The sequence below is a fragment of the Mycobacterium malmoense genome (genome assembly GCF_019645855.1).
Lineage (GTDB): Bacteria > Actinomycetota > Actinomycetes > Mycobacteriales > Mycobacteriaceae > Mycobacterium > Mycobacterium malmoense.
In genome coordinates, this window is sequence record NZ_CP080999.1 from 2,315,656 (window position 1) to 2,335,780 (window position 20,125).

The 20,125-nt window shown below is 65.7% G+C and carries 14 protein-coding genes and 1 pseudogene; 6 read left to right on the forward strand and 9 right to left on the reverse strand.

The annotated features are described in order from the left end of the window. Positions 1-8: 8 nt before the first annotated feature. Complete coding sequence (locus K3U93_RS10830; RefSeq protein ID WP_230981634.1) at positions 9-446, reverse strand: PAS domain-containing protein; 438 nt, start codon at positions 444-446, stop codon at positions 9-11. A gap of 75 nt (positions 447-521) precedes the next feature. On the opposite strand from K3U93_RS10830, the gene K3U93_RS10835 reads away from it, so the two are divergent. After that, positions 522-1,184 carry a TetR/AcrR family transcriptional regulator gene (locus K3U93_RS10835; protein ID WP_083011705.1) on the forward strand — a complete coding sequence of 221 codons (663 nt, stop codon included), beginning with the start codon at positions 522-524 and terminating at the stop codon, positions 1,182-1,184. Between the two features lie 115 nt (positions 1,185-1,299). Continuing rightward, entirely contained in the window at positions 1,300-4,845 is a 3,546-nt protein-coding gene (dnaE, locus tag K3U93_RS10840) for a DNA polymerase III subunit alpha (protein WP_083011708.1), read from the forward strand. Positions 4,846-4,913: 68 nt separating this feature from the next. Here the strand turns inward: dnaE and K3U93_RS10845 are convergent, their stop codons facing one another. The 7 genes from K3U93_RS10845 to K3U93_RS10875 all read right to left on the reverse strand — a co-directional run bounded on the left by K3U93_RS10845 (position 4,914) and on the right by K3U93_RS10875 (position 13,391). After that, positions 4,914-5,891 carry an NHL repeat-containing protein gene (locus K3U93_RS10845; RefSeq protein WP_083011711.1) on the reverse strand — a complete coding sequence of 326 codons (978 nt, stop codon included), beginning with the start codon at positions 5,889-5,891 and terminating at the stop codon, positions 4,914-4,916. After that, entirely contained in the window at positions 5,888-7,054 is a 1,167-nt protein-coding gene (locus tag K3U93_RS10850; RefSeq protein ID WP_217808446.1) for a DUF1501 domain-containing protein, read from the reverse strand. Before K3U93_RS10850 ends, K3U93_RS10845 begins: the two co-directional genes overlap by 4 nt. A gap of 51 nt (positions 7,055-7,105) precedes the next feature. Further along, positions 7,106-8,539: a DUF1800 domain-containing protein gene (locus tag K3U93_RS10855; protein ID WP_083011713.1), complete on the reverse strand. Its 1,434-nt coding sequence runs from the start codon at positions 8,537-8,539 to the stop codon at positions 7,106-7,108. A 34-nt stretch (positions 8,540-8,573) separates the two neighbouring features. Further along, on the reverse strand, positions 8,574-9,377 hold the full coding sequence (locus tag K3U93_RS10860) for an ABC transporter ATP-binding protein (RefSeq protein WP_230981635.1): 804 nt from the start codon (positions 9,375-9,377) through the stop codon (positions 8,574-8,576). 29 nt (positions 9,378-9,406) lie between these two features. Further along, positions 9,407-10,549 carry a FecCD family ABC transporter permease gene (locus tag K3U93_RS10865; RefSeq protein WP_230981636.1) on the reverse strand — a complete coding sequence of 381 codons (1,143 nt, stop codon included), beginning with the start codon at positions 10,547-10,549 and terminating at the stop codon, positions 9,407-9,409. Beyond that, the gene (locus K3U93_RS10870) at positions 10,546-11,508 is read right to left on the reverse strand and encodes an ABC transporter substrate-binding protein (RefSeq protein WP_083011720.1); all 963 of its coding nucleotides are present in this window, start codon (positions 11,506-11,508) and stop codon (positions 10,546-10,548) included. Before K3U93_RS10870 ends, K3U93_RS10865 begins: the two co-directional genes overlap by 4 nt. 86 nt (positions 11,509-11,594) lie before the next feature. Beyond that, positions 11,595-13,391 (reverse strand): PPE family protein, encoded by a 1,797-nt coding sequence (locus tag K3U93_RS10875; RefSeq protein ID WP_220688610.1) that lies wholly within the window; start codon positions 13,389-13,391, stop codon positions 11,595-11,597. Between the two features lie 360 nt (positions 13,392-13,751). Here K3U93_RS10875 and fadD11 point away from each other — a divergent pair, with 360 nt between their 5' ends. The 4 genes from fadD11 to ilvA all read left to right on the forward strand — a co-directional run bounded on the left by fadD11 (position 13,752) and on the right by ilvA (position 19,350). Then, on the forward strand, positions 13,752-15,578 hold the full coding sequence (gene fadD11 / locus K3U93_RS10880) for a fatty acid--CoA ligase FadD11 (RefSeq protein WP_083011247.1): 1,827 nt from the start codon (positions 13,752-13,754) through the stop codon (positions 15,576-15,578). Then, positions 15,575-17,500 (forward strand): lysophospholipid acyltransferase, encoded by a 1,926-nt coding sequence (locus K3U93_RS10885; protein ID WP_083011246.1) that lies wholly within the window; start codon positions 15,575-15,577, stop codon positions 17,498-17,500. Before fadD11 ends, K3U93_RS10885 begins: the two co-directional genes overlap by 4 nt. An 88-nt stretch (positions 17,501-17,588) precedes the next feature. After that, positions 17,589-18,026, forward strand: coding sequence for a nitroreductase family deazaflavin-dependent oxidoreductase (locus K3U93_RS10890; RefSeq protein WP_083011245.1), 438 nt, complete (start codon positions 17,589-17,591; stop codon positions 18,024-18,026). A gap of 34 nt (positions 18,027-18,060) precedes the next feature. Next, the gene (gene ilvA / locus K3U93_RS10895) at positions 18,061-19,350 is read left to right on the forward strand and encodes a threonine ammonia-lyase (RefSeq protein WP_083011244.1); all 1,290 of its coding nucleotides are present in this window, start codon (positions 18,061-18,063) and stop codon (positions 19,348-19,350) included. Between the two features lie 81 nt (positions 19,351-19,431). Here the strand turns inward: ilvA and K3U93_RS10900 are convergent. Continuing rightward, a pseudogene (locus K3U93_RS10900) lies at positions 19,432-20,082 on the reverse strand (pyridoxamine 5'-phosphate oxidase family protein); the annotation flags it as partial. Positions 20,083-20,125 lie beyond the last annotated feature (43 nt).

Consider the following 20,125-nt stretch of genomic DNA (forward strand, 5'->3'; position numbering starts at 1 on the left):
TCTGCGGGCTACGACTTGGAGCTCCACAGCACATCGGTGACGTCGATGAGTGTGACCAGCAGCAACGGGTCGGTGACTCGCGTGAGGAGCGCCTTCGATACCACGGTGCGCACGTGATAGCCATCGACGTGACACCACTCCGCGACGGTGCCCGCGGCGGCCCGCAGCGCGGTGACGCAGTCATGCCCTGGGAGGTGCGCGAGGCCGGCCATCAGACGGGAAAGTGGTTGTCCGGTGAGGGTGTTGGCGTCGGGGTAGCCGAGCATCGCCGCGAAGGCGGGATTGACGTAGATGAGCTCACCGTCGAGTCCGACCGCCAGCGTCGGCGTCGGTAGTCGGTTCAGCAGGACTATGGCGGGCAGCTGCTGCAGGTAGTCGCGCGGTGTGGGCGGCGGCTGCCGACGACGCTCGATCCCGGGCTCGCGGACATTCGGGATGCTCTGCACGTTGTCTCCGCATGTGAGATGCAATAGACCAGTAGTTTGATACAGACTATAAGTCTGTCACTAGACTTGCGGTTCATGGGCGGCGTCAGGGCAACCCGGCGGCAGCTGAACGCGGAGCTCACCCGGACCGCAGTGCTCGACGCAGCCCGGGCGCTTTTCGTCGCCAAAGGCTTCGAAGCGACCTCCGTCGACGAGATCGCCCAGGCGTCGCGATCCAGCAAGGGCGCCGTCTACCACCACTTTCGGGACAAGCAGGCGATCTTTGGCGAAGTCTTCCGGACCAGCCAGGCCGCCATCATGCAGGCAGTACTGCCGGCTGCCCTGGAATCCATGCCGGATGACGCCAGCCCGTGGGAGCAGGCATTGCTCGCGATCAGCGCGGTGCTGCGGTGTTATGTCGAGGACGACGAGGCGCGGGTGTTGCTGCGTGAATCGGCCGGCGCGCTGGGCTGGGACCGTAAGCAGGCGGTCGACGAGGAGCTGGCGCTTCCGCTGCTCCGTGGGGTGCTCACCGAGCTGATCGAGGCGGGTGAAGTGGTGGCGATACCGGTCGGTGTGACCGCCGAGTTGCTCTACGCCCTGCTCAGCAAGACGGGTCCGATCATCGCCGCCGCCGAGGATCCCGCACAAGCGGTCGCCGAGATCGAACCGGTGCTGTTCAAGATGTTAAGTGGCCTGCGCCGCGAACCGGCCACGCCGAAAGGCAAAAACGCGCGGCTGGGCTTCGCCCGGCCGTAAAAGCCGCAAAAGCCGCAAAAGCCGATGTGACGATCGAGGACGGTCACGGGAGCCGGAGACACACTCCACGACACGCCGGGATCCTGTCGGCTCTCGGTCATAGACTGGCGTCCCTATGAACCAGTCCTCCTTCGTGCACCTGCATAACCACACCGAGTACTCGATGCTGGACGGTGCCGCGAAGATCACGCCGATGCTGGCCGAGGCGGAGCGGCTGGAGATGGCCGCGATCGGCATGACCGATCACGGAAACATGTTCGGCGCCAGCGAGTTCTACAACGCGGCGACCAAGGCCGGGATCAAGCCGATCATCGGCGTCGAGGCGTATATCGCGCCCGGGTCACGCTTCGACACCCGTCGTGTCCAGTGGGGCGATCCGAGCCAGAAGGGCGACGACGTGTCGGGCAGCGGCGCCTACACGCACCTGACCATGGTTGCCGAGAACGCGACCGGTCTGCGCAACTTGTTCAGGCTGTCCTCGCTGGCCTCCTTCGAAGGTCAGCTGGGCAAGTGGTCGCGCATGGACGCCGAGCTCATCGCCGAACACGCGGACGGCATCATCATCACCACCGGCTGCCCGTCCGGGGAGGTGCAGACCCGGCTGCGTCTGGGGCAGCACCGGGAGGCGCTTGAGGCCGCGGCCAGGTGGCGGGAGATCGTCGGGGCGGACAACTACTTCCTGGAGTTGATGGACCACGGGCTGGATATCGAACGCCGGGTCCGCGACGGGTTGCTCGAGGTCGGCCGCACGCTCAACATCCGGCCGCTGGCCACCAACGACTGCCACTACGTCACCCGCGACGCCGCGCACAACCACGAGGCGCTGTTGTGTGTGCAGACCGGCAAGACGCTCTCGGATCCGAATCGGTTCAAGTTCGACGGCGACGGCTACTATCTGAAGTCGGCCGCCGAGATGCGCCAGATCTGGGACGACGAGGTGCCCGGCGCGTGTGACTCCACGCTGTTGATCGCCGAGCGGGTGCAGTCCTACGACGAGGTGTGGGCGCCGCGCGACCGGATCCCGGTCTTCCCGGTGCCCGAAGGGCACGACCAATCGTCCTGGCTGCGGCATGAGGTGGATGCCGGGCTGCGCCGACGGTTCCCCGACGGCCCGCCGGACGGTTACGAAGCGCGCGCCGCCTACGAGATCGACGTCATCTGCGCCAAGGGCTTCCCGTCCTACTTCTTGATCGTCGCCGACCTGATCAACCACGCGCGGTCGGTGGGCATCCGGGTCGGTCCCGGCCGCGGCTCGGCCGCCGGCTCGCTCGTCGCCTACGCCCTGGGCATCACCGACATCGACCCGATCCCGCACGGTCTGCTGTTCGAGCGGTTCCTCAACCCCGAGCGCACGTCGATGCCCGACATCGACATCGACTTCGACGACCGCCGCCGCGGCGAGATGGTGCGCTACGCCGCCGACAAGTGGGGCTCCGACCGGGTGGCCCAGGTCATTACCTTCGGCACCATCAAAACCAAAGCGGCGCTGAAGGATTCGGCGCGGATCCACTACGGCCAGCCCGGATTCGCGATCGCCGACCGGATCACCAAGGCGTTGCCGCCGCCGATCATGGCCAAGGACATTCCGCTCGCGGGGATCACCGACCCCAACCACGAGCGCTACAAAGAGGCCGCCGAGGTCCGCGGCCTGATCGAAACCGACCCCGATGTGCGCACCATCTACCAGACCGCACGCGGCCTGGAGGGCCTGATCCGCAACGCCGGTGTGCACGCCTGCGCGGTGATCATGAGCAGCGAGCCGCTGACCGAGGCGATCCCGCTGTGGAAGCGACCGCAGGACGGGGCCATCATCACCGGCTGGGATTACCCGTCGTGTGAGGCCATCGGCCTGCTGAAGATGGACTTCCTGGGCCTGCGCAACCTGACGATCATCGGCGACGCGATCGAGAACATCAAGGCCAACAGGGGAATCGACCTCGACCTGGAGGCGGTGCCGCTCGACGACAAGGCCACCTACGAGCTGCTGGGCCGCGGCGACACGCTGGGCGTGTTCCAGCTCGACGGCGGGCCGATGCGCGACCTGCTGCGCCGGATGCAGCCGACCGGGTTCGAGGACGTGGTCGCCGTCATCGCGCTCTACCGGCCCGGGCCGATGGGCATGAACGCCCACAACGACTACGCCGATCGCAAGAACAACCGGCAGGCGATCCGGCCCATTCACCCGGAGCTCGAGGAACCGCTGCGCGAGATCCTCGCCGAGACCTACGGCCTGATCGTGTATCAGGAGCAGATCATGCGCATCGCGCAGAAGGTGGCCGGCTACTCGCTGGCCCGAGCCGACATTCTGCGCAAGGCCATGGGCAAGAAGAAGCGCGAGGTGCTGGAGAAGGAGTTCGAGGGATTCTCCGACGGCATGAAGGGCAACGGGTTCTCGCCGGCGGCAATTAAAGCGTTGTGGGACACCATCCTTCCGTTCGCCGACTACGCGTTCAACAAGTCGCACGCCGCGGGCTATGGCATGGTCTCCTACTGGACGGCCTACCTCAAGGCGAACTATCCCGCGGAATACATGGCCGGCCTGCTGACCTCGGTCGGCGACGACAAGGACAAGGCGGCCGTCTACCTCGCCGACTGCCGCAAGCTGGGCATCACGGTGTTGCCGCCGGACGTCAACGAGTCCGGCCTGAACTTCGCGTCGGTGGGCACCGACATCCGCTACGGGCTGGGCGCGGTGCGCAACGTCGGCGCCAACGTGGTGGGATCGTTGCTGCAAACCCGCAGCGGCAAGGGCAAGTTCACCGACTTCTCGGATTACCTGAACAAGATCGACATTTCCGCGTGCACCAAGAAGGTCACCGAGTCGCTGATCAAGGCGGGCGCGTTCGACTCGCTGGGGCATCCCCGCAAAGGCCTGTTCCTGGTGCACACCGACGCCGTCGACTCGGTGCTGGGCACCAAGAAGGCCGAAGCGATGGGTCAGTTCGACCTGTTCGGCGGCGCCAATGATGACGGCACCGGCGCTGGAGACCCTGTGTTCACTATCAAGGTGCCTGACGACGAGTGGGAAGACAAGCACAAGCTGGCCCTGGAGCGGGAGATGCTGGGCCTATACGTGTCCGGCCATCCGCTCAACGGGGTGGCGCACCTGCTTTCCGCCCAGGTCGACACCGCGATCCCGGCGATCCTGGACGGCGATGTGTCCAACGACACCCAGGTGCGGGTGGGTGGCATCCTGGCTTCGGTGAACCGCCGGGTCAACAAGAACGGGATGCCTTGGGCATCAGCACAATTGGAAGACCTCACCGGTGGCATCGAAGTGATGTTCTTCCCGCAGGCGTACTCCGTTTACGGCGCCGAGATCGTCGACGACGCGGTGGTGCTGGTGAACGCCAAGGTCGCGATCCGCGACGACCGGATCGCGCTGATCGCCAACGACCTTGTGGTGCCGGACTTTTCCAACGCGCGGGCGGATCGGCCGCTGGCGGTCAGCCTGCCCACCCGGCAGTGCACCGTCGACAAGGTGAGCGCGCTCAAGCAGGTGCTGGCCCGTCACCCCGGCACTTCGCAGGTGCATCTGCGACTCATCAGCGGGGACCGGATCACCACCCTCGAGCTGGACCAGTCGCTGCGGGTGACGCCCTCGCCGGCGCTGATGGGCGACCTCAAGGAGTTGCTCGGCCCGGGGTGCTTGGGCGGTTAAGCTGCGGCCCTCACAAGCTGCGATGAGGGCCGCAGATGGAGGGGATTTACGGCGTGTCGGGTAGCCGGTTACAACGAGTCTTTCGGTTGGAACGGGCGTTCGTAGACTTGGAGACGATGGCGGCCCGAGTCTGCGACCAGCAGCTGGCCCTCGGGCCCAACCGCCATGCCAACAGGACGGTAAAAGCGCCTTTCCTCCTCGTAGCGGTTCGCTTCTCGCCGTCGCTCATCGACTTGTGGGTACATCTCCAGATACTGCTGCGCCCAATGAGAAAGCGGGGCATCGCCGGAAAGGGTTGTCGTGCAACGGCCTTGCTCGTCGAAGATCCTCACCGAGTCGTGCCCCCAGTCGGACACGTATATCCTCCCGGCTTCGTCCACAGCCACTCCGGAAGGGCGGCTCAGGAGTCCTGCCCCATAGATTCCGCGGAAATCACCATTGGGGCAGAATCGCTGCACGCGATCATTGCGCCAGTCGGAAACCCAGATATCGCCGTCGGGACCAACGGCCACTCCCCAGGGCATGTTGAGCTGCCCCGGCTCGGTGCCGAAGGAGCCGAAGCAGGACAGGAGATTGCCGTCGCGTGTAAACCGTTGCACCCGAGCGTTGATCGAGTCGGTGACCCACAGACAGTCATCGTCGTCGCAACGGAGCCCCGAGGGCCGGTCGAGCTGGCCGGGGGCGGCGCCGTGGGTGCCCCAGCGCGTAAGGAAGGTTCCGTCGGCGTCGAAGACCGAGATCTGATGCAGGTCTTCGTCGGCCACGTAGATTCGACCGGCCCGATCTACCGCCAAAGCGGTGGGTGCCAGGAAGCACCCGGGGTCTGTGCCGAAGCTTCCAATCTCTCTAAAGGCTTGCTCATCAAGAGAAGTCACCGTTATCCGTGGTTGCTTGTCCTTCCAGGAGCTCGATCTGCTCAGGACATACAGCTCGTCCTGGTTTCCCAGTGCCACATCGACCGGGTGTTGGAAGCCCCGGCCGGTTATGCGTCCCAGGCCGATGGCGCGGCAGCGGGGACTAGCCTGCGCGGGCCGTGCGGCGGTCATGCGGTCGCCTTGAGTGGAAGCTGATCAAAGGTTGCGCCGCGGCCAAGGATGTCTTTGGAGTCAACATCGAGGAACTGCTCAAGCACGGACGCATACAAAGCTCGAAAGTCAGTGCTGGGCCGGACATCTCCCTCGTCGTGGGCTTCCGGGGCCAGGTTGGGGTATTCGCCATAAAGCCCACCGGCAACTTGGTCGCCGATGAGGAAGGCGACGCCGCCCGCGCCGTGATCGGTGCCCGAGTTGTTCTCGGCTATGCGTCTACCAAACTCCGAGAACACCAGGACTAACGTATTGCGGCGCAGCCCCAGCTTGTCTAAGTCTGCGAAAAAGCAATCAAGAGCCGACGAGATCTTCTCCCACAGCCGAGCATGGGTCACCATCTCGTCTGTGTGGGTGTCGAAGCCGCTGATATTTGTATAGAAGATGCGGGTTCCCAGATTTCCTGCCATCACGGTGGCCACTCCCCGTAGGTCCGTGGCGATCTGGTTGTGCTCGGGGTATTCGACTTGCGAGCGGTAGGTGGCGGCTGCGCTCCTCAACATCTCGATCCCTTGTTGCGCGGCACAGCCGGTGCCGAGCAAACGAGGGGATCCCCAAGACGCGCTCGGTTCTGGCCCGCGGGAGTAAGCCCGGTCGACCACCGCCAACAAGCGGTTGCGCGTGTCCCCTGGTTCGACGTCCGGAAACAGGCCGTACTTATCAAGACTGCTCACCGACGCCACGGGAACGCCCGGCAGCGACAGTGCCCTGGGCAGGCCGCGCCCGAAGTTGACGGCCAGCACCGGGTTGATGTGCCGGGGGTCAAGACCGCGGACAACTTTCGCCAACCAGCCCTCGAGCTTCACCTCGTCTTCTGGCATGGCCGTGTGCCAAATATCCATAGACCGGAAGTGCGAACGGCTGTGATTCGGGTAGCCAATCCCTAAAACAGCCGCCACTTTTCCTTGCTCGTAGAGGCGGGCGATGGGCGCCATGGCGGAGCTGAGGCCGACCCGATGATCGAGGGGCAAGACGGCGTCGTCTCTAAGAGCTACATTGGGCCGGAAGTCGTAGTAGCGGCCGTCCGCGTAGGGCACCACCGTATTCAGATAGTCGTTACCGCCCGAGAGCTGCACCACCACCAGCCGCGTCGGCTCTGAGGATGCAGTAACCGAATGAGGCACGTTCTACACCTTTCCTGAAGTCTTCTAATGAGTCGTTGTCTGCTCGCTGGCTCAGCAGTACTGATAGTCAGGGGTCGACACGATCGCCTTGAGCAACTCCACCGTGCGCTGCTGAACGGCATGGGGATCGTCGTCGCATGGTGGTGTGTCAGTGAGGGATTCGGCCAGAACCCGTCGCGTCTGAGCCGAAAGCCGTAGCGACCCCATTGCTTCCAGACAGGCATCGATCCAGGCGACCGGCTGCTTATCGGCGAGATTTCCGACCCGCTCCAGGATGCGACGTACCCCCGGGGCCTCGGGGCGGCCGATCTCTTCGCTGGCGCAGTTGATCCGTTCGATCAACCCCGCGGTGTCAACCCACTCCTCACCCTCGTGCCAACCCTCCACAGAAGGAGGGTTGAGGAGCGACTGGCCCATGAAGTGCGCGTCTTGTGCGATCTCGGCCACGTCGTTGGTCGGTAGTGACCAGCGGTCGGTAAGACGGGCTGTACCTACCATCAGCTCTATCGGACTTTTGACCTTGCGGTAGTGCACCCGCTGCGATCGGAAGTGATCGGACAGGAAGATGGACCGCAGCACGCCGCGAACATCGCCGTCATTCTCCATGAAAACAGCAGCAAGCCTGGCGATCTCGGCCCAGCCTGACTCATCAGGCTCATCCGCGACGAAGAAGCGGTAGAGACGCTCGCAGATGAAGCGAGCGGTTGCCGGCTGCTTGACAATGATGGCAATCACTTCGTCGCCGTTGAAGGCGCCGACGTGGCCCAGAAAGGTCTTGTCGTTGACGTCGTGGTCGGAATCGTCGTAGCGAAACGAGGCCGGAAAAGTGCCAAGGAAATAGCACGAGGGCATCATGGGTGCCACGCCCCAGCCGGTAAAGGCTCGAGCAGCTGCCTTTACGTCGGCCTCGGCGTAGTTGCCCAACCCCATTGTGAACAGCTCGAGGAGTTCCCGTCCGTAATTTTCGTTCGGGGCGTCCTTGTGGTTGGACTGGTTGTCGAGCCAAAACAGCATGGCGGGATCGCGTGACAGGCACCGCAGGAGTTCTTCAAAGCTGCCCATGCCGCGATGGCGAAACATCTCGATCTGTTGGAGCTGAGCCGAGACCGGCAGCGGGTATTTGGTGGCTCCCGTGGCGAACAATCCGTGCCAGAACAACGCCATCTTCTCTTGTAGCAGGCGGTTTGTGGTCAGGAGGCGCCACATCCACTGCGGCCACGCATATTCCACGCCACGTGGACCCACCGAGGCCGTAAAGTACCGATCCACCAAGTCTTGGCCTGCACAATAGCCGTACGTTGCGGTTTCCTCCGACGAGTTCAACAGGGCATCGACCGTCGCTGTGTAGCCCACCGCCAGATGGGCGTCGAGCTCGTCGGCCGACGCACCAAAACCCGCCCTGCGCAGCAGGTGCGCCATCTCCTCGCGGTCACTGGTCGCACGTGATTCTGCCGGTGCCGGGTTTGCCAGCGCTGATGACGTCATCGGTCTCCGCTCCTTTGTACTGGTCGTGGATCGTTCACAATTTGCTCGCGGCAGCGCAGCTGTGTGGCTGGGCGGTTGTCGGGTCGGTGTTGGCTGAATTTGGCGTCGAATTCGGGGAAAACGCCAGCAGTGGCCGTCCGGTGACCGGGTGGATCAGACGGTGGGTGTTCACGTCGAACACCTCGCGCACCAGCTCAGGGGTCAAAACCTCCGCCGGGGTGCCGCCGGTGATAATCCGGCCGTTGGCCAACACGTAGATCCGGTCGAAGTAGGCGGCGGCGAGGTTGAGGTCGTGCAGCACGCATAGCGTGGAGATCTCCAGCCGCTGCATCAGTTCGAGCAGCTCCAGCGCCGCGCACACGTCGAGGTGGTTGGTGGGTTCGTCCAGCAACAGCAAAGGGGTCCGCTGGGCCAGGGCGCGCGCCATCAAGGTGCGTTGCTTCTCGCCCCCGGACAGGGTGGAAAACACCCGGTTGCGGTGGGGCAGCATGCCCGCGCGCTCCAACGAGTCCGCGACCACCTCCCGGTCGGTTTTCGACTCGCGGTCCAGCGCGCCCTGATGCGGGGCGCGGCCCAGCGCCACGATGTCTTCGACGCTGAAATTGGACTCCGGAGGCAATTCCTGGGCCACCACCGCGGCGCGCCGAGCCACCTCACGTTGGCGGAGGTTTGTCAGGTTGTCCCCGTTTAACAAGACCGTGCCCGCGAGGGGGCGAACCGAGCGATAGATCGTTTTGAGCAGCGTCGTCTTTCCGCTGCCGTTGGGTCCAACCAGGGCTACCTTTTCTCCGGCGGCGACTACGATTGTGCAATCGCTGACGATCGGCGTGGAATCCACCGAAACACTGACTCCGTTTAATGACAGCCTCATTGGCTGATCTCCGCGGAATGAGCACGGTGCAGCAACCATAAGAAATACGGGGCGCCCAGCACCGAGGTGATAATCCCGATGGGTAGCTCGGCCGGGCTGGCCGCCACCCGGCACACAATGTCGACGGCCACCAGATAGATCGCCCCGACCACGGCCGCCGCCGGCAGCATGCGCCGGTGACCGGGGCCCAGCACCTGGCGCACGATGTGCGGAATGATCAGCCCCACGAACCCGATTCCACCGGCGACCGCGACCATCACCCCGGTGACCAGTGCGGTCGCCACCAGCAGCTGGGCCCGTACCCGGCCCACGTTGACGCCGACCGACAGCGCCGTCTCGTCGCCGATCACCAGCGCGTCTAGCGGGCGGGCCTGTACCAGCAAGTACAACGTGCCCAGCAGCACCGCGGCGGCGGGCAGCCCCAGCGTGGACCACTGCGCGCGGCTCAGCGAACCCAACGACCAAAACAGCACCGCCCGCGCCGCGTTGGGAACATTGCTCATAAAGATGAAGCAACTCGTCGCCCCCGAGAACAGGTAGGAAAATGTCACCCCGGCGAGCACCACCCGCGTCGGGGAGAATGTGCCCCCGCGCCGCCCGATGGCCAGCACCAGCACCGTCGTGATCAGCCCCCCAAGAAATCCCGCCGAGGACGTCGACAGCCCGGCCAGCGCCGCCGAGCCCAACGTGATCGTGGCGGCGACCGCAAAACCCGCCCCCGAGGACACCCCGAGCAGGTACGGATCGGCTAACGGGTTACGCACCACGGCCTGCAACGTGGTGCCCACCGCCGCCAACCCGGCACCCACGACCGCGCCCAACAGCACCCGAGGCATTCGCAGCTGCCAGACAATCTGGTCTTGCACCGCATCAAAGTGCGCCGGCACCACAAATCCGGCCACATGATGGCCGACAACCCGGGCCGCAGCAAGCGGACCCACGCCCACGTCGCCCACCGAGGCGCCCAGCGCCATCGTCATCGCCAGCACCAGCAGCAGCACCGGCGTCAACACCATCAACGGCAGCCGCCGATGCCCAGTGGCCGGGGCATCGGGGGACACGCCCGCCGGCTCGCCGCCGGCACCCGACCGGCTTGGAACCGGCCGGGCGGCGCGCATCGGCGTTGAGGAGTAGCTCATCGCGATCCGAATGCATCGGGGTGCAGCCACGTCGCTCTTGCGGCGATGCCATCGATGATCCGCGTCGTGCCCGGACTGGCTGCCTGGGCCACGTTGAGGAAATAGATCCGCCCGTTTCTGGCCGCATCGGTCGTCGGGAAAGCCCGCTTTAGCGCCGCCGCCTCCTTCTCCTGATCAATTGCTTTCCCCGGTTCCTCCAGCTCAATAAAGGCCTCAGGATTGGCGGCCGTGATCACCTCTTTGCTGGTTGGCTTCATTCCACTCGAATTTGGAACAATGCTCACACCACCGGACATGTCCAGCGCGTCTTTCTCAATCCCCACGGCGGTATTAAAAAACTGCCCTTCTTGACCGTAGAATTCGAACACCGGTACTTTCGGCTTGTCCGCGACCCGGGCTTCAATTCCATTCAACCGAGCCTTCAGGCTGCTTACCATCTGCGTCGCCTTATCTCGTACATCGAAAATTTGGCCGTAGTTGTCGATGTCGGTGAAAACCTCTGCCACTTTTCCAGTTGTCCCATGGCGGCATCCACTCACTGAGATGTACGTTTTGATCCCGGCCTTCTGAAGCTGCCGCGGCGACGCACCACCAAACTCCGGATTCAGCCACTCGGCTTCGTCACTGATAACTAGATCCGGTGAGACGGCAAGCAGCGCCGCAGTACTCGTCATGCCATGCGCACTGAGCACCGGCACCCGATCCATCACCGCCTTGTTCCGTGGCAGCGGCTCGGCAAGGCCCGTTGTCCCGCTCTGGGCCACGATGCGGTTGCCCATACCCAGATCGATCAGTGCGTCGGAGATCGCTGGGTTCAAGATCACCACGCGGCGAGGTGGCGCGCTGAAGGTCGTTGTCTGACCGCAATCGGGCACCGCTACCCCAATCCCGGCCCCGCCACCGTTGTCCCAGGCTGCGCCCGTACCGGCGCGCCCGATGACCAGTGCGACGACCGTCATGACCAGCGCAAGCGCGCACAACCCCCAAGGCCGACCACGCCATCGGCCACGCCGAACCCGGGCCCGATCACTTGACTTGCGCCTGATCAACTGGACCCGTCCTGGTCAAGGTCACGGCCCCAGGTGTTCGGCAACATCGGCATTCTCGGGTTGTCACCGAACTCATCGCCGGCCAGCGTGGTCAAACCCGCCGCCTCGGCCTCTTTTGCTACGGTTCCGGCGAAACCCAGGGTTCCCGCGCCCCGATTCGAGGCCACCGCCGACGCGACCCGCTCCTCGTCTGGCGATTCGTCCGGGCCTTCGCCCACTCCGCCGCCCAGGTCGAGGTATTCGTAGCGGCGGCCCAGTTGTTGGACGGTCGCTCGCCGGCGTCGGCGCACCCCTGCCGATTCCCGGGCCGAAGCCACGGCCGCGACGAGCGTCGGCACGGCCGTGGCGCCACGCGAGGTCGGTTCCTGAGTTTTGGCTTGGGCGCTCATCCCGGAACGCGCGCGCATGTCACCCACCAGGTAAGGAAAACCTCCCGGACCCGTGGGCGGCGGTGGTGGCGCCCCGGCCGCGGGCGGTGCGGCGTGCGCAGGAGCCGCGGCCACGGCCGGAGTGGGTGCCGGAGTTGGGGTCGGGGTCAGGGTCGGGCTCAAGACGGGGGCGGTCGCGGCGGGTCCCGGGGCGGGCGGCACGGCGGGCGGCGGGGCGGCCACCGCGGCCGGAGGATGAACGAGGCCGGCCAGCCCCGCCAGCCCCGCCAAACCCGGGGAGGCGGCCAGCGCGGCCGCCCCTACAGCCACGGGGGCGACCACCAAAGGGGTCAACAGGGGGAGCGCAAAGTACAGCGGATACCAGATAAGAGCCTGGAGTATATAGAAAAGCACATCAGCCGCAACGCCCTGTGCTAAGAATAACACGACCGCGGTGATAAATATGGGATTACCCGCGGCAGGGACTAACAACTCCGGTAGAAGCTGAGTAAAGACGGGAAGTTCACCGGTCACGTCGTAGGCTATTAAAGATAATGGGCCTGAAACGCCGGTGGGGAGGGGGAGTTCTGCGTACTGCACCAATCCCAGTATCGAATACGGTAGAAACAGCGTGAGTGGGTTCCCGATTATTCCGGCGTCCGCGGGGGGAAGAAAGCTGTTTAATACGTTGTCTGCGTCGTTGAGTAGGTTGAATAGGACTGGCGGCAGGCCGAGAGTGTTCGACGATTCATAGCCGTTTATTGAGTTTTGTACGGCGGGCATGTTTAGAAAGTTTTGTAGCAGGTTGGATATCTGGTTGTTTATATTGAGTATCCATGCCTGCAGGTTGAAGGAGTTCGATTGCGCCGGGTCGGCGGTTGCGTTGGACTTCAGGATCTGGGGTGCGGGGGTGGTGGTCGGCGTGGTGGCGACGGCCGCATCCGAGGCGGCCTGATAGGTGGTCATCACGGTGGCGGCCTGAATCCACATCCGCGCATAGTCGGCTTCGTTGAGCGCGATCGGGATGGTGTTGATGCCGAAGAAATTCGTCGCGAGCAACGCCGCGTGGGTGGTGTGATTGGCGGCCAACTCGGCCAGTGTCGGCATAGCGGCCAGCGCGACTGTGTAGGCGGTGGCCGCGGCTTCCTGTTGGGCGGCTGTCGCGGCGCTATCCGCGCTGGCCTGCATCAGCCACGCCAGATACGGAGCGTATGCGGCGACAAAAGCGCCGGCGGTGGGCCCTTGCCAGGCTCCTGCTTGCACCGCGCCGAGCAGGGCGATGAGTTCGTCTGTCACCGAGGCATATTCGGCGCTCAGCGAACTCCACGCCGTGGCCGACTCTAGTAATGGCCCGGGCCCTGGCCCGGCACTGAGCAATGCCGAGTGCACCTCCGGCGGGGACGCCATCCAAATCGGTGCGGTCATCGCAAGCCGCCACCGCAACCCGCCGCCGCGGTCACTAACCGCACCTCACTGCCATCCTCGGCCGCGGAGCTTCCCAGGACGACGCGCAACGTCATGAGCGGCACTCCTAGGCTGGGAAGGTCAGACGCTAGCCTATTGAAAACGATAATCGTTTTCAATAGGCATGGACGACGTCGTCTCCGTCACCACCTTGGGCCGGGAGCGCACCGGCCAACGATCCTCTCTCACGCAACAGGTTTCGACGAAGGTGCCAGTGTGGCGGGCTGCCCGAGAATCACGCGACGTATTCCGTGCCCCTGATCGCGGACGTACGCTCACCGATGTGTAGGCAGTGCTGATCCGGCGCTAAGGAGAACGGACATGACGACAGCCGAGCGTCCGGCCACCATGTGCGAGGCATTCCAGCGCACCGCGTCGATCGATCCGGACGCCGTCGCGCTCCGGACGCCCGGCGGCGCCCAGACGTTGACGTGGCGGGAGTATGCGGCGCAGGTGCGCAAGGTCGCCGCCGGCCTGGCGGGTTTGGGGGTCAAACGGGGCGACACGGTCTCGCTGATGATGGCCAACCGGATCGAGTTCTACCCGCTGGAAGTGGGCGCCCAACACGTCGGCGCCACTTCGTTTTCGGTGTACAACACGCTGCCCGCCGAGCAGCTGACCTACCTGTTCGACAACGCCGGCACCAAGGTCGTGATCTGCGAGGAGCAGTACGTGGACCGCATCCGCGCCAGCGGCGCTGCCATCGAGCGCATCGTCTGCATCGACGGTTCGCCGGCCGGCACGCTCTCGGTGGATGACTTGTATGCGGCCGCGCCAACCGATTTCGACTTCGGGTCGACGTGGCGGGCGGTGCAACCCGACGACATCGTCACCCTCATCTACACATCCGGGACCACCGGAAACCCCAAGGGCGTGGAGATGACCCACACCAACCTGCTGTTCGAGGGTTACGCACTGGACGCCGTGTTGGGCATCCAGTTCGGCGACCGGATCACGTCGTTTTTGCCGTCCGCGCACATCGCCGACCGGATGTGCTGCCTGTATCTCCAGGAGATGTTCGGCACCCAGGTCACCGCGGTGGCCGACGGGCGCGCGATCGCGGCCGCACTGCCCGACGTGCGGCCCACCGTGTGGGGCGCGGTGCCGCGGGTGTGGGAAAAGCTCAAGTCCGCAATCGAATTCACGGTCAGCCACGAGACGGACGACGCGAAACGGCAGGCCTTGCAGTGGGCGATGTCGGTGGCCGCCAAGCGCGCCGGCGCCCTGCTCGCCGGTGAACCGATGCCGGACGACGTTGCGGCCGAATGGGCCAAGGCCGACGAGCTGGTGTTGTCAAAGCTGCGGGAACGGCTGGGCTTCGGTGAGCTCCGGTGGGCGATTTCCGGGGCGGCGCCGATCCCCAAGGAGACCCTGGCGTTCTTCGCCGGCATCGGCATCCCGATCGCCGAGGTGTGGGGAATGTCCGAGCTGAGCTGTGTCGCCTCCGTCAGCCATCCCCGCGACGCCCGCCTGGGCACCGTCGGCAGGCTACTGCCCGGCCTGGAGGGCAAGAGCGCCGACGACGGCGAATTTTTGGTCCGCGGTCCACTGGTGATGAAGGGCTATCGCCGCGAGCCGGAAAAGACCGCGGACGCGATCGACGCCGATGGCTGGCTACACACCGGCGACATCATCGATATCGACTCGGAGGGCTATCTGCGGGTGGTCGACCGCAAGAAGGAGTTGATCATCAACGCGGCGGGAAAGAATATGTCGCCGGCCAACATCGAGAACACCATCCTGGCCGCGTGCCCCATGGTCGGCGTGATGATCGCGATCGGCGACGGACGACCGTACAACGCGGCGCTCCTGGTCTTCGACGCCGACTCGGTCGGCCCGTACGCGGCTCGGCATGGGCTCGCCGACGCCTCGCCCGCGGCGCTGGCGGCCCACCCGGACGTGATCGCCGGGATCGCCACGGGCGTGGCCCAGGGCAATGCCAAACTGTCTCGGGTGGAACAGATTAAGCGCTTCCGGATATTGCCGACGCTGTGGGAGCCCGGCGGAGACGAGATAACGCTGACGATGAAACTCAAGCGCAAGCCGATCATGGCGAAATACTCGACCGAGATCGAGGAACTCTACGCGCCCGATCTCCATCCGCACATCCACGAGGCTTCCCAAGCCGCAACGGCGCAACCGGCGTGAGCGGGGGACCGGCGCCGACCGCGCGCGAGATCGGTCGCGCGGGCGTGCGAAAGCTGCTGCAGCGCACCGGAATTGTCGACGAATCGACGGCGCCGTTGCCGACCGACCCGGCCGAGGTGGTTCAGCTGCTGGCGGCGCCGTGGTATGACGAGCGGCTGGGGGGATTGGCCGACGAGCTCGGGCGTGACCCCGACGGTGTGCGCGCCGAGGCCGTGGGCTACCTGCGCGAGATGGCGGCCTCGCTGGACGAGCGGGCGGTGCAGGCCTGGCGCGGGTTCAGTCGCTGGCTCATGCGGGCCTACGACGTGCTGGTCGACGAGGACCAAATCGCGCAGCTGCGCCGGCTCGATCGCAAAGCGACGCTGGCATTTGCCTTTTCGCATCGCTCCTACTTGGACGGCATGCTGTTGCCCGAGGTGATCCTGGCCAACAGGCTCTCACCCGCGCTCACCTTCGGCGGCGCGAACCTGAACTTCTTTCCGATGGGCGCCTGGGCCAAACGCACCGGGGCGATCTTCATCCGGCGTCAGACCAAGGACATTCCCGTCTACCGATTCGCGCTGCGCGCCTACGCCGCGCAGCTGGTGCAAAACCATGCCAACCTCACCTGGTCGATCGAAGGGGGCCGCACCAGGACCGGCAAGCTGCGGCCCCCGGTGTTCGGGATCCTGCGCTACATCAGCGACGCCGTCGACGAAATCGACGGTCCCGAGGTGTATTTGGTGCCCACCTCGATCGTGTACGACCAGCTGCACGAGGTGGAGGCCATGACCACCGAGGCCTACGGCGCGGTGAAACGGCCCGAGGACCTTCGCTTTCTGGTCCGGCTGGCGCGCCAGCAGGGCGAGCGGCTGGGCCGCGCGTATTTGGACTTCGGCGAACCGCTGCCGTTGCGGAAGCGCCTCGAGGAGCTGCGCGCCCTGGATACCTCGGCATCCGGGACCGGCACCGAAATCGAACGCATCGCCCTGGACGTCGAACACCGGATCAACCGCGCCACCCCCGTCACACCCACCGCGGTGGTCAGCCTCGCGTTGCTGGGCGCGGATCGGTCGTTGTCGATCAGCGAGGTGCTGGCCACCGTGCAACCGCTGGCGAGCTACATCGCGGCACGGAACTGGACGGTGGCCGGTGCCGCGGACCTGACGAATCGCTCGACGATCCGGTGGACGCTGCATCAGCTGGTCGCCTCCGGCGTGGTCAGCGTCTACGACGCCGGCACCGAACCGGTCTGGGGCATCGGATCGGACCAGCACCTCGTCGCGGCGTTCTACCGCAACACCGCCATCCACATCCTGGTCGATCGCGCCATCGCCGAGACGGCGTTGCTGGCCGCCGCCGAAAACTGCGTGGACGGGTCGGTTTTGCCGGCGACTGTGCGCGACGAGGCGCTCAGTCTCCGCGAGTTGCTCAAGTTCGAGTTCCTGTTCTCCGCACGCGCGCAGTTCGAAAAGGACCTCGCCGACGAGGTGCGGCTGATCGGCCCGGCGGACGACCCCGTGGACACCACCAGGGCCGCCAGCGCGGCCGACGTGCGGCGGCTATTGGAACGGGCCGATCTGCTGCTGGCGCATCTGGTGCTGCGCCCGTTCCTGGACGCGTACCACATCGTCGCCGACCGGCTGGCCGCGCTCGAGGACGAATGTTTCGAGGAGGAAGCCTTCCTCGCCGAGTGCCTCGAGGTGGGCAAGCAGTGGGAGCTGCAGCGCAGGATCGCCAGCGCCGAGTCGAGGTCGATGGAGCTGTTCAAGACCGCCCTGCGGTTGGCCCGGCACCGTGAGCTGGTGGACGGCTTCGAGCACCCCGACATCGCTCAACGGCGACGCGAGTTCGCCGACGAGATCGCCACCGCCATCCGGCGGGTCAACACCATTGCTGAACTGGCCAGGCCGGCGGTTAGCCCTGCGAGCAAGCAAAGCTGACCGGCGGTTGCGCGTGTGCCAGCAGCTGGGAATCCTGAGCCGGATGAGGCGCGGCCAACCCCACTGGGGCCTGGCCTAGAGTTGGAATATGCCGCTGACAGGTGAATACGCTCCCAGCCCCTGGGATTGGTCCCGCGAACAAGCCGAGAAGTATGCCGAGTCCGGAGGCGCCGAGGCCGCGGACATGAAGGGCAAGCCCATCATCCTGCTGACCACCGTGGGAGCCAAGACCGGCAAGCTCCGCAAGACGCCGCTCATGCGCGTCGAGCACAACGGCGAGTATGCGATCGTCGCCTCACTCGGCGGTGCGCCGAAGAACCCGGTCTGGTACCACAACGTCGCGAAGAACCCGCGGGTCGAGCTGCAGGACGGCGCCGTCATCCGCGATTACGACGCCCGCGAGGTGTTCGGCGACGAGAAGGCCACCTGGTGGGGGCGTGCCGTCGAGGCCTGGCCCGACTACGCCGAATACCAGAAAAAGACCGACCGCCAGATTCCGGTGTTCGTGTTGACCCCGGTGAGCTGAATTCCGGAGACGGGTGGCATGGCACCATTAATCGGTGTCCGCCGAACTGAGCAGTAGCCCGCGCGCCCCGAGGTCTCAGCCGCTGTGCGCGGCTGACATTGATGCCGCGGCGCGGCGGATCGCGCCGGTGGTCACGCCCACGCCTTTGCAGTTGAGCGATCGGTTGTCGGCGATCACCGGCGCGCGGGTCTACCTCAAGCGCGAAGACCTGCAGGTGGTGCGCTCCTACAAGTTGCGGGGCGCCTACAACCTTTTGGTGCAGCTGTCCGACGAGGAGCTGGCCGCGGGCGTGGTGTGTTCGTCGGCCGGCAACCACGCGCAGGGCTTCGCCTTCGCGTGCCGGACGCTGGGCGTGCACGGCCGCGTCTATGTGCCGGCGAAGACGCCCAAGCAAAAGCGCGACCGGATCCGCTACCACGGCGGGGATTTCATCGAGCTGATCGTGGGGGGATCCACCTACGACCTCGCCGCCGAGGCGGCTTTGGCCGACGTCGAACGCACCGGCGCCACGCTGGTCCCGCCGTACGACGACCTGCGCACCATCGCCGGCCAGGGAACCGTCGCCGTGGAACTGCTCGCTCAGCTTGTTGGGGAGCCCGACCTGGTCGTGGTCCCGGTCGGCGGCGGCGGCTGCATCGCCGGCATCACCACCTACCTGGCCGAGCGGACGACCAACGCGGCGGTGCTGGGTGTCGAGCCGGCCGGCGCGGCGGCGATGATGGCCGCGCTGGCCGCCGGCGAGCCGGTGACGCTGGACTACGTGGACCAGTTCGTCGACGGCGCCGCGGTGCGACGGGCGGGAACGCTGACCTATGCCGCGCTGGCCGCCGCCGGTGACATGGTGTCGATCACCGCGGTCGACGAGGGGGCGGTGTGCACCGCGATGCTGGACCTGTACCAAAACGAGGGCATCATCGCCGAGCCGGCGGGCGCGTTGTCGGTCGCCGGCCTGCTGGAGGCCGACATCGAGCCCGGATCGACGGTGGTGTGCCTGATCTCGGGCGGCAACAACGACGTGTCGCGCTACGGCGAGGTGCTGGAGCGCTCGCTGGTCCACCTCGGCCTCAAGCACTACTTCCTGGTGGATTTCCCGCAGGAGCCGGGCGCGCTGCGCCGATTCCTCGACGACGTGCTCGGGCCCAATGACGACATCACCCTGTTCGAATACGTCAAGCGCAACAACCGTGACACCGGTGAGGCGCTGGTCGGTGTCGAGTTGGGATCGGCCGCGGACCTGGATGGCCTGCTGGCCCGGATGCGGGCGACCGACATCCATGTCGAGGCCCTGGAGCCCGGTTCGCCGGCCTACCGTTATCTGTTGTAGCCGCGGCGTTTTCGCGGCGAGCGTGCGCAGTTGCACACGACACGCCGGTCGATGCTGTACAGACACGCACGCTCGCGGGTGGAGGTAGCTGGGCAGCGGGGTGGCGGGGTCGAGGTCGTCGGCCGGGACGGGAGTCCCGGCCGTCAGGCTCAGCGGCACGACGCCCGCCCAGTGCGGCAGCGCGACGTCCTCCGGGTCGTCGACGGGCGCGCCGGCGCGCACCTTCGCGGAGACCTCGACGAGATCGAGGGCGAGCACTCCGGTCGCGGCGAGTTCGCGTTCATTCGGGGCCCGGCAATCGGCGGCGCGCCCCGGCCGGATGTGATCCAGCAGGCAGCGCAGGGCCCGCGATTTCTCCGCGGGGTCGTCGACCACGCGCGCGTCACCGCGGACGACGACCGAGCGGAAGTTCACCGAATGGTGCATGGCCGCCCGGGCCAGCACCAGGGCGTCGACGAGGGTCGTGGTGACGCAGACGGGCAGGCCCGACCCCGATGCTTTGGCTGCCCCGGCGGCCAGCATCGGGCCGCCGCCGGTGGAACCGTGCAGGTAGAGGGTTTCGCCGTGGCGGGCGTGCGTCGTCGGCAACACCACCGGCCCACCGGCACCGAGGTAGCCCAGGTGACAGACCAGGGCCTCGTCCAGGATGTCGTGGACCGTCTTGCGGTCGTAGCGGGCGCGTTCCCGGTAGCGGGTGGGCGTCGTTCGCGGGGTGGGGCGGTATGCGGTCATCAACGGATTGCCTTCGACAATTGTACTAGTACATAATGTATTG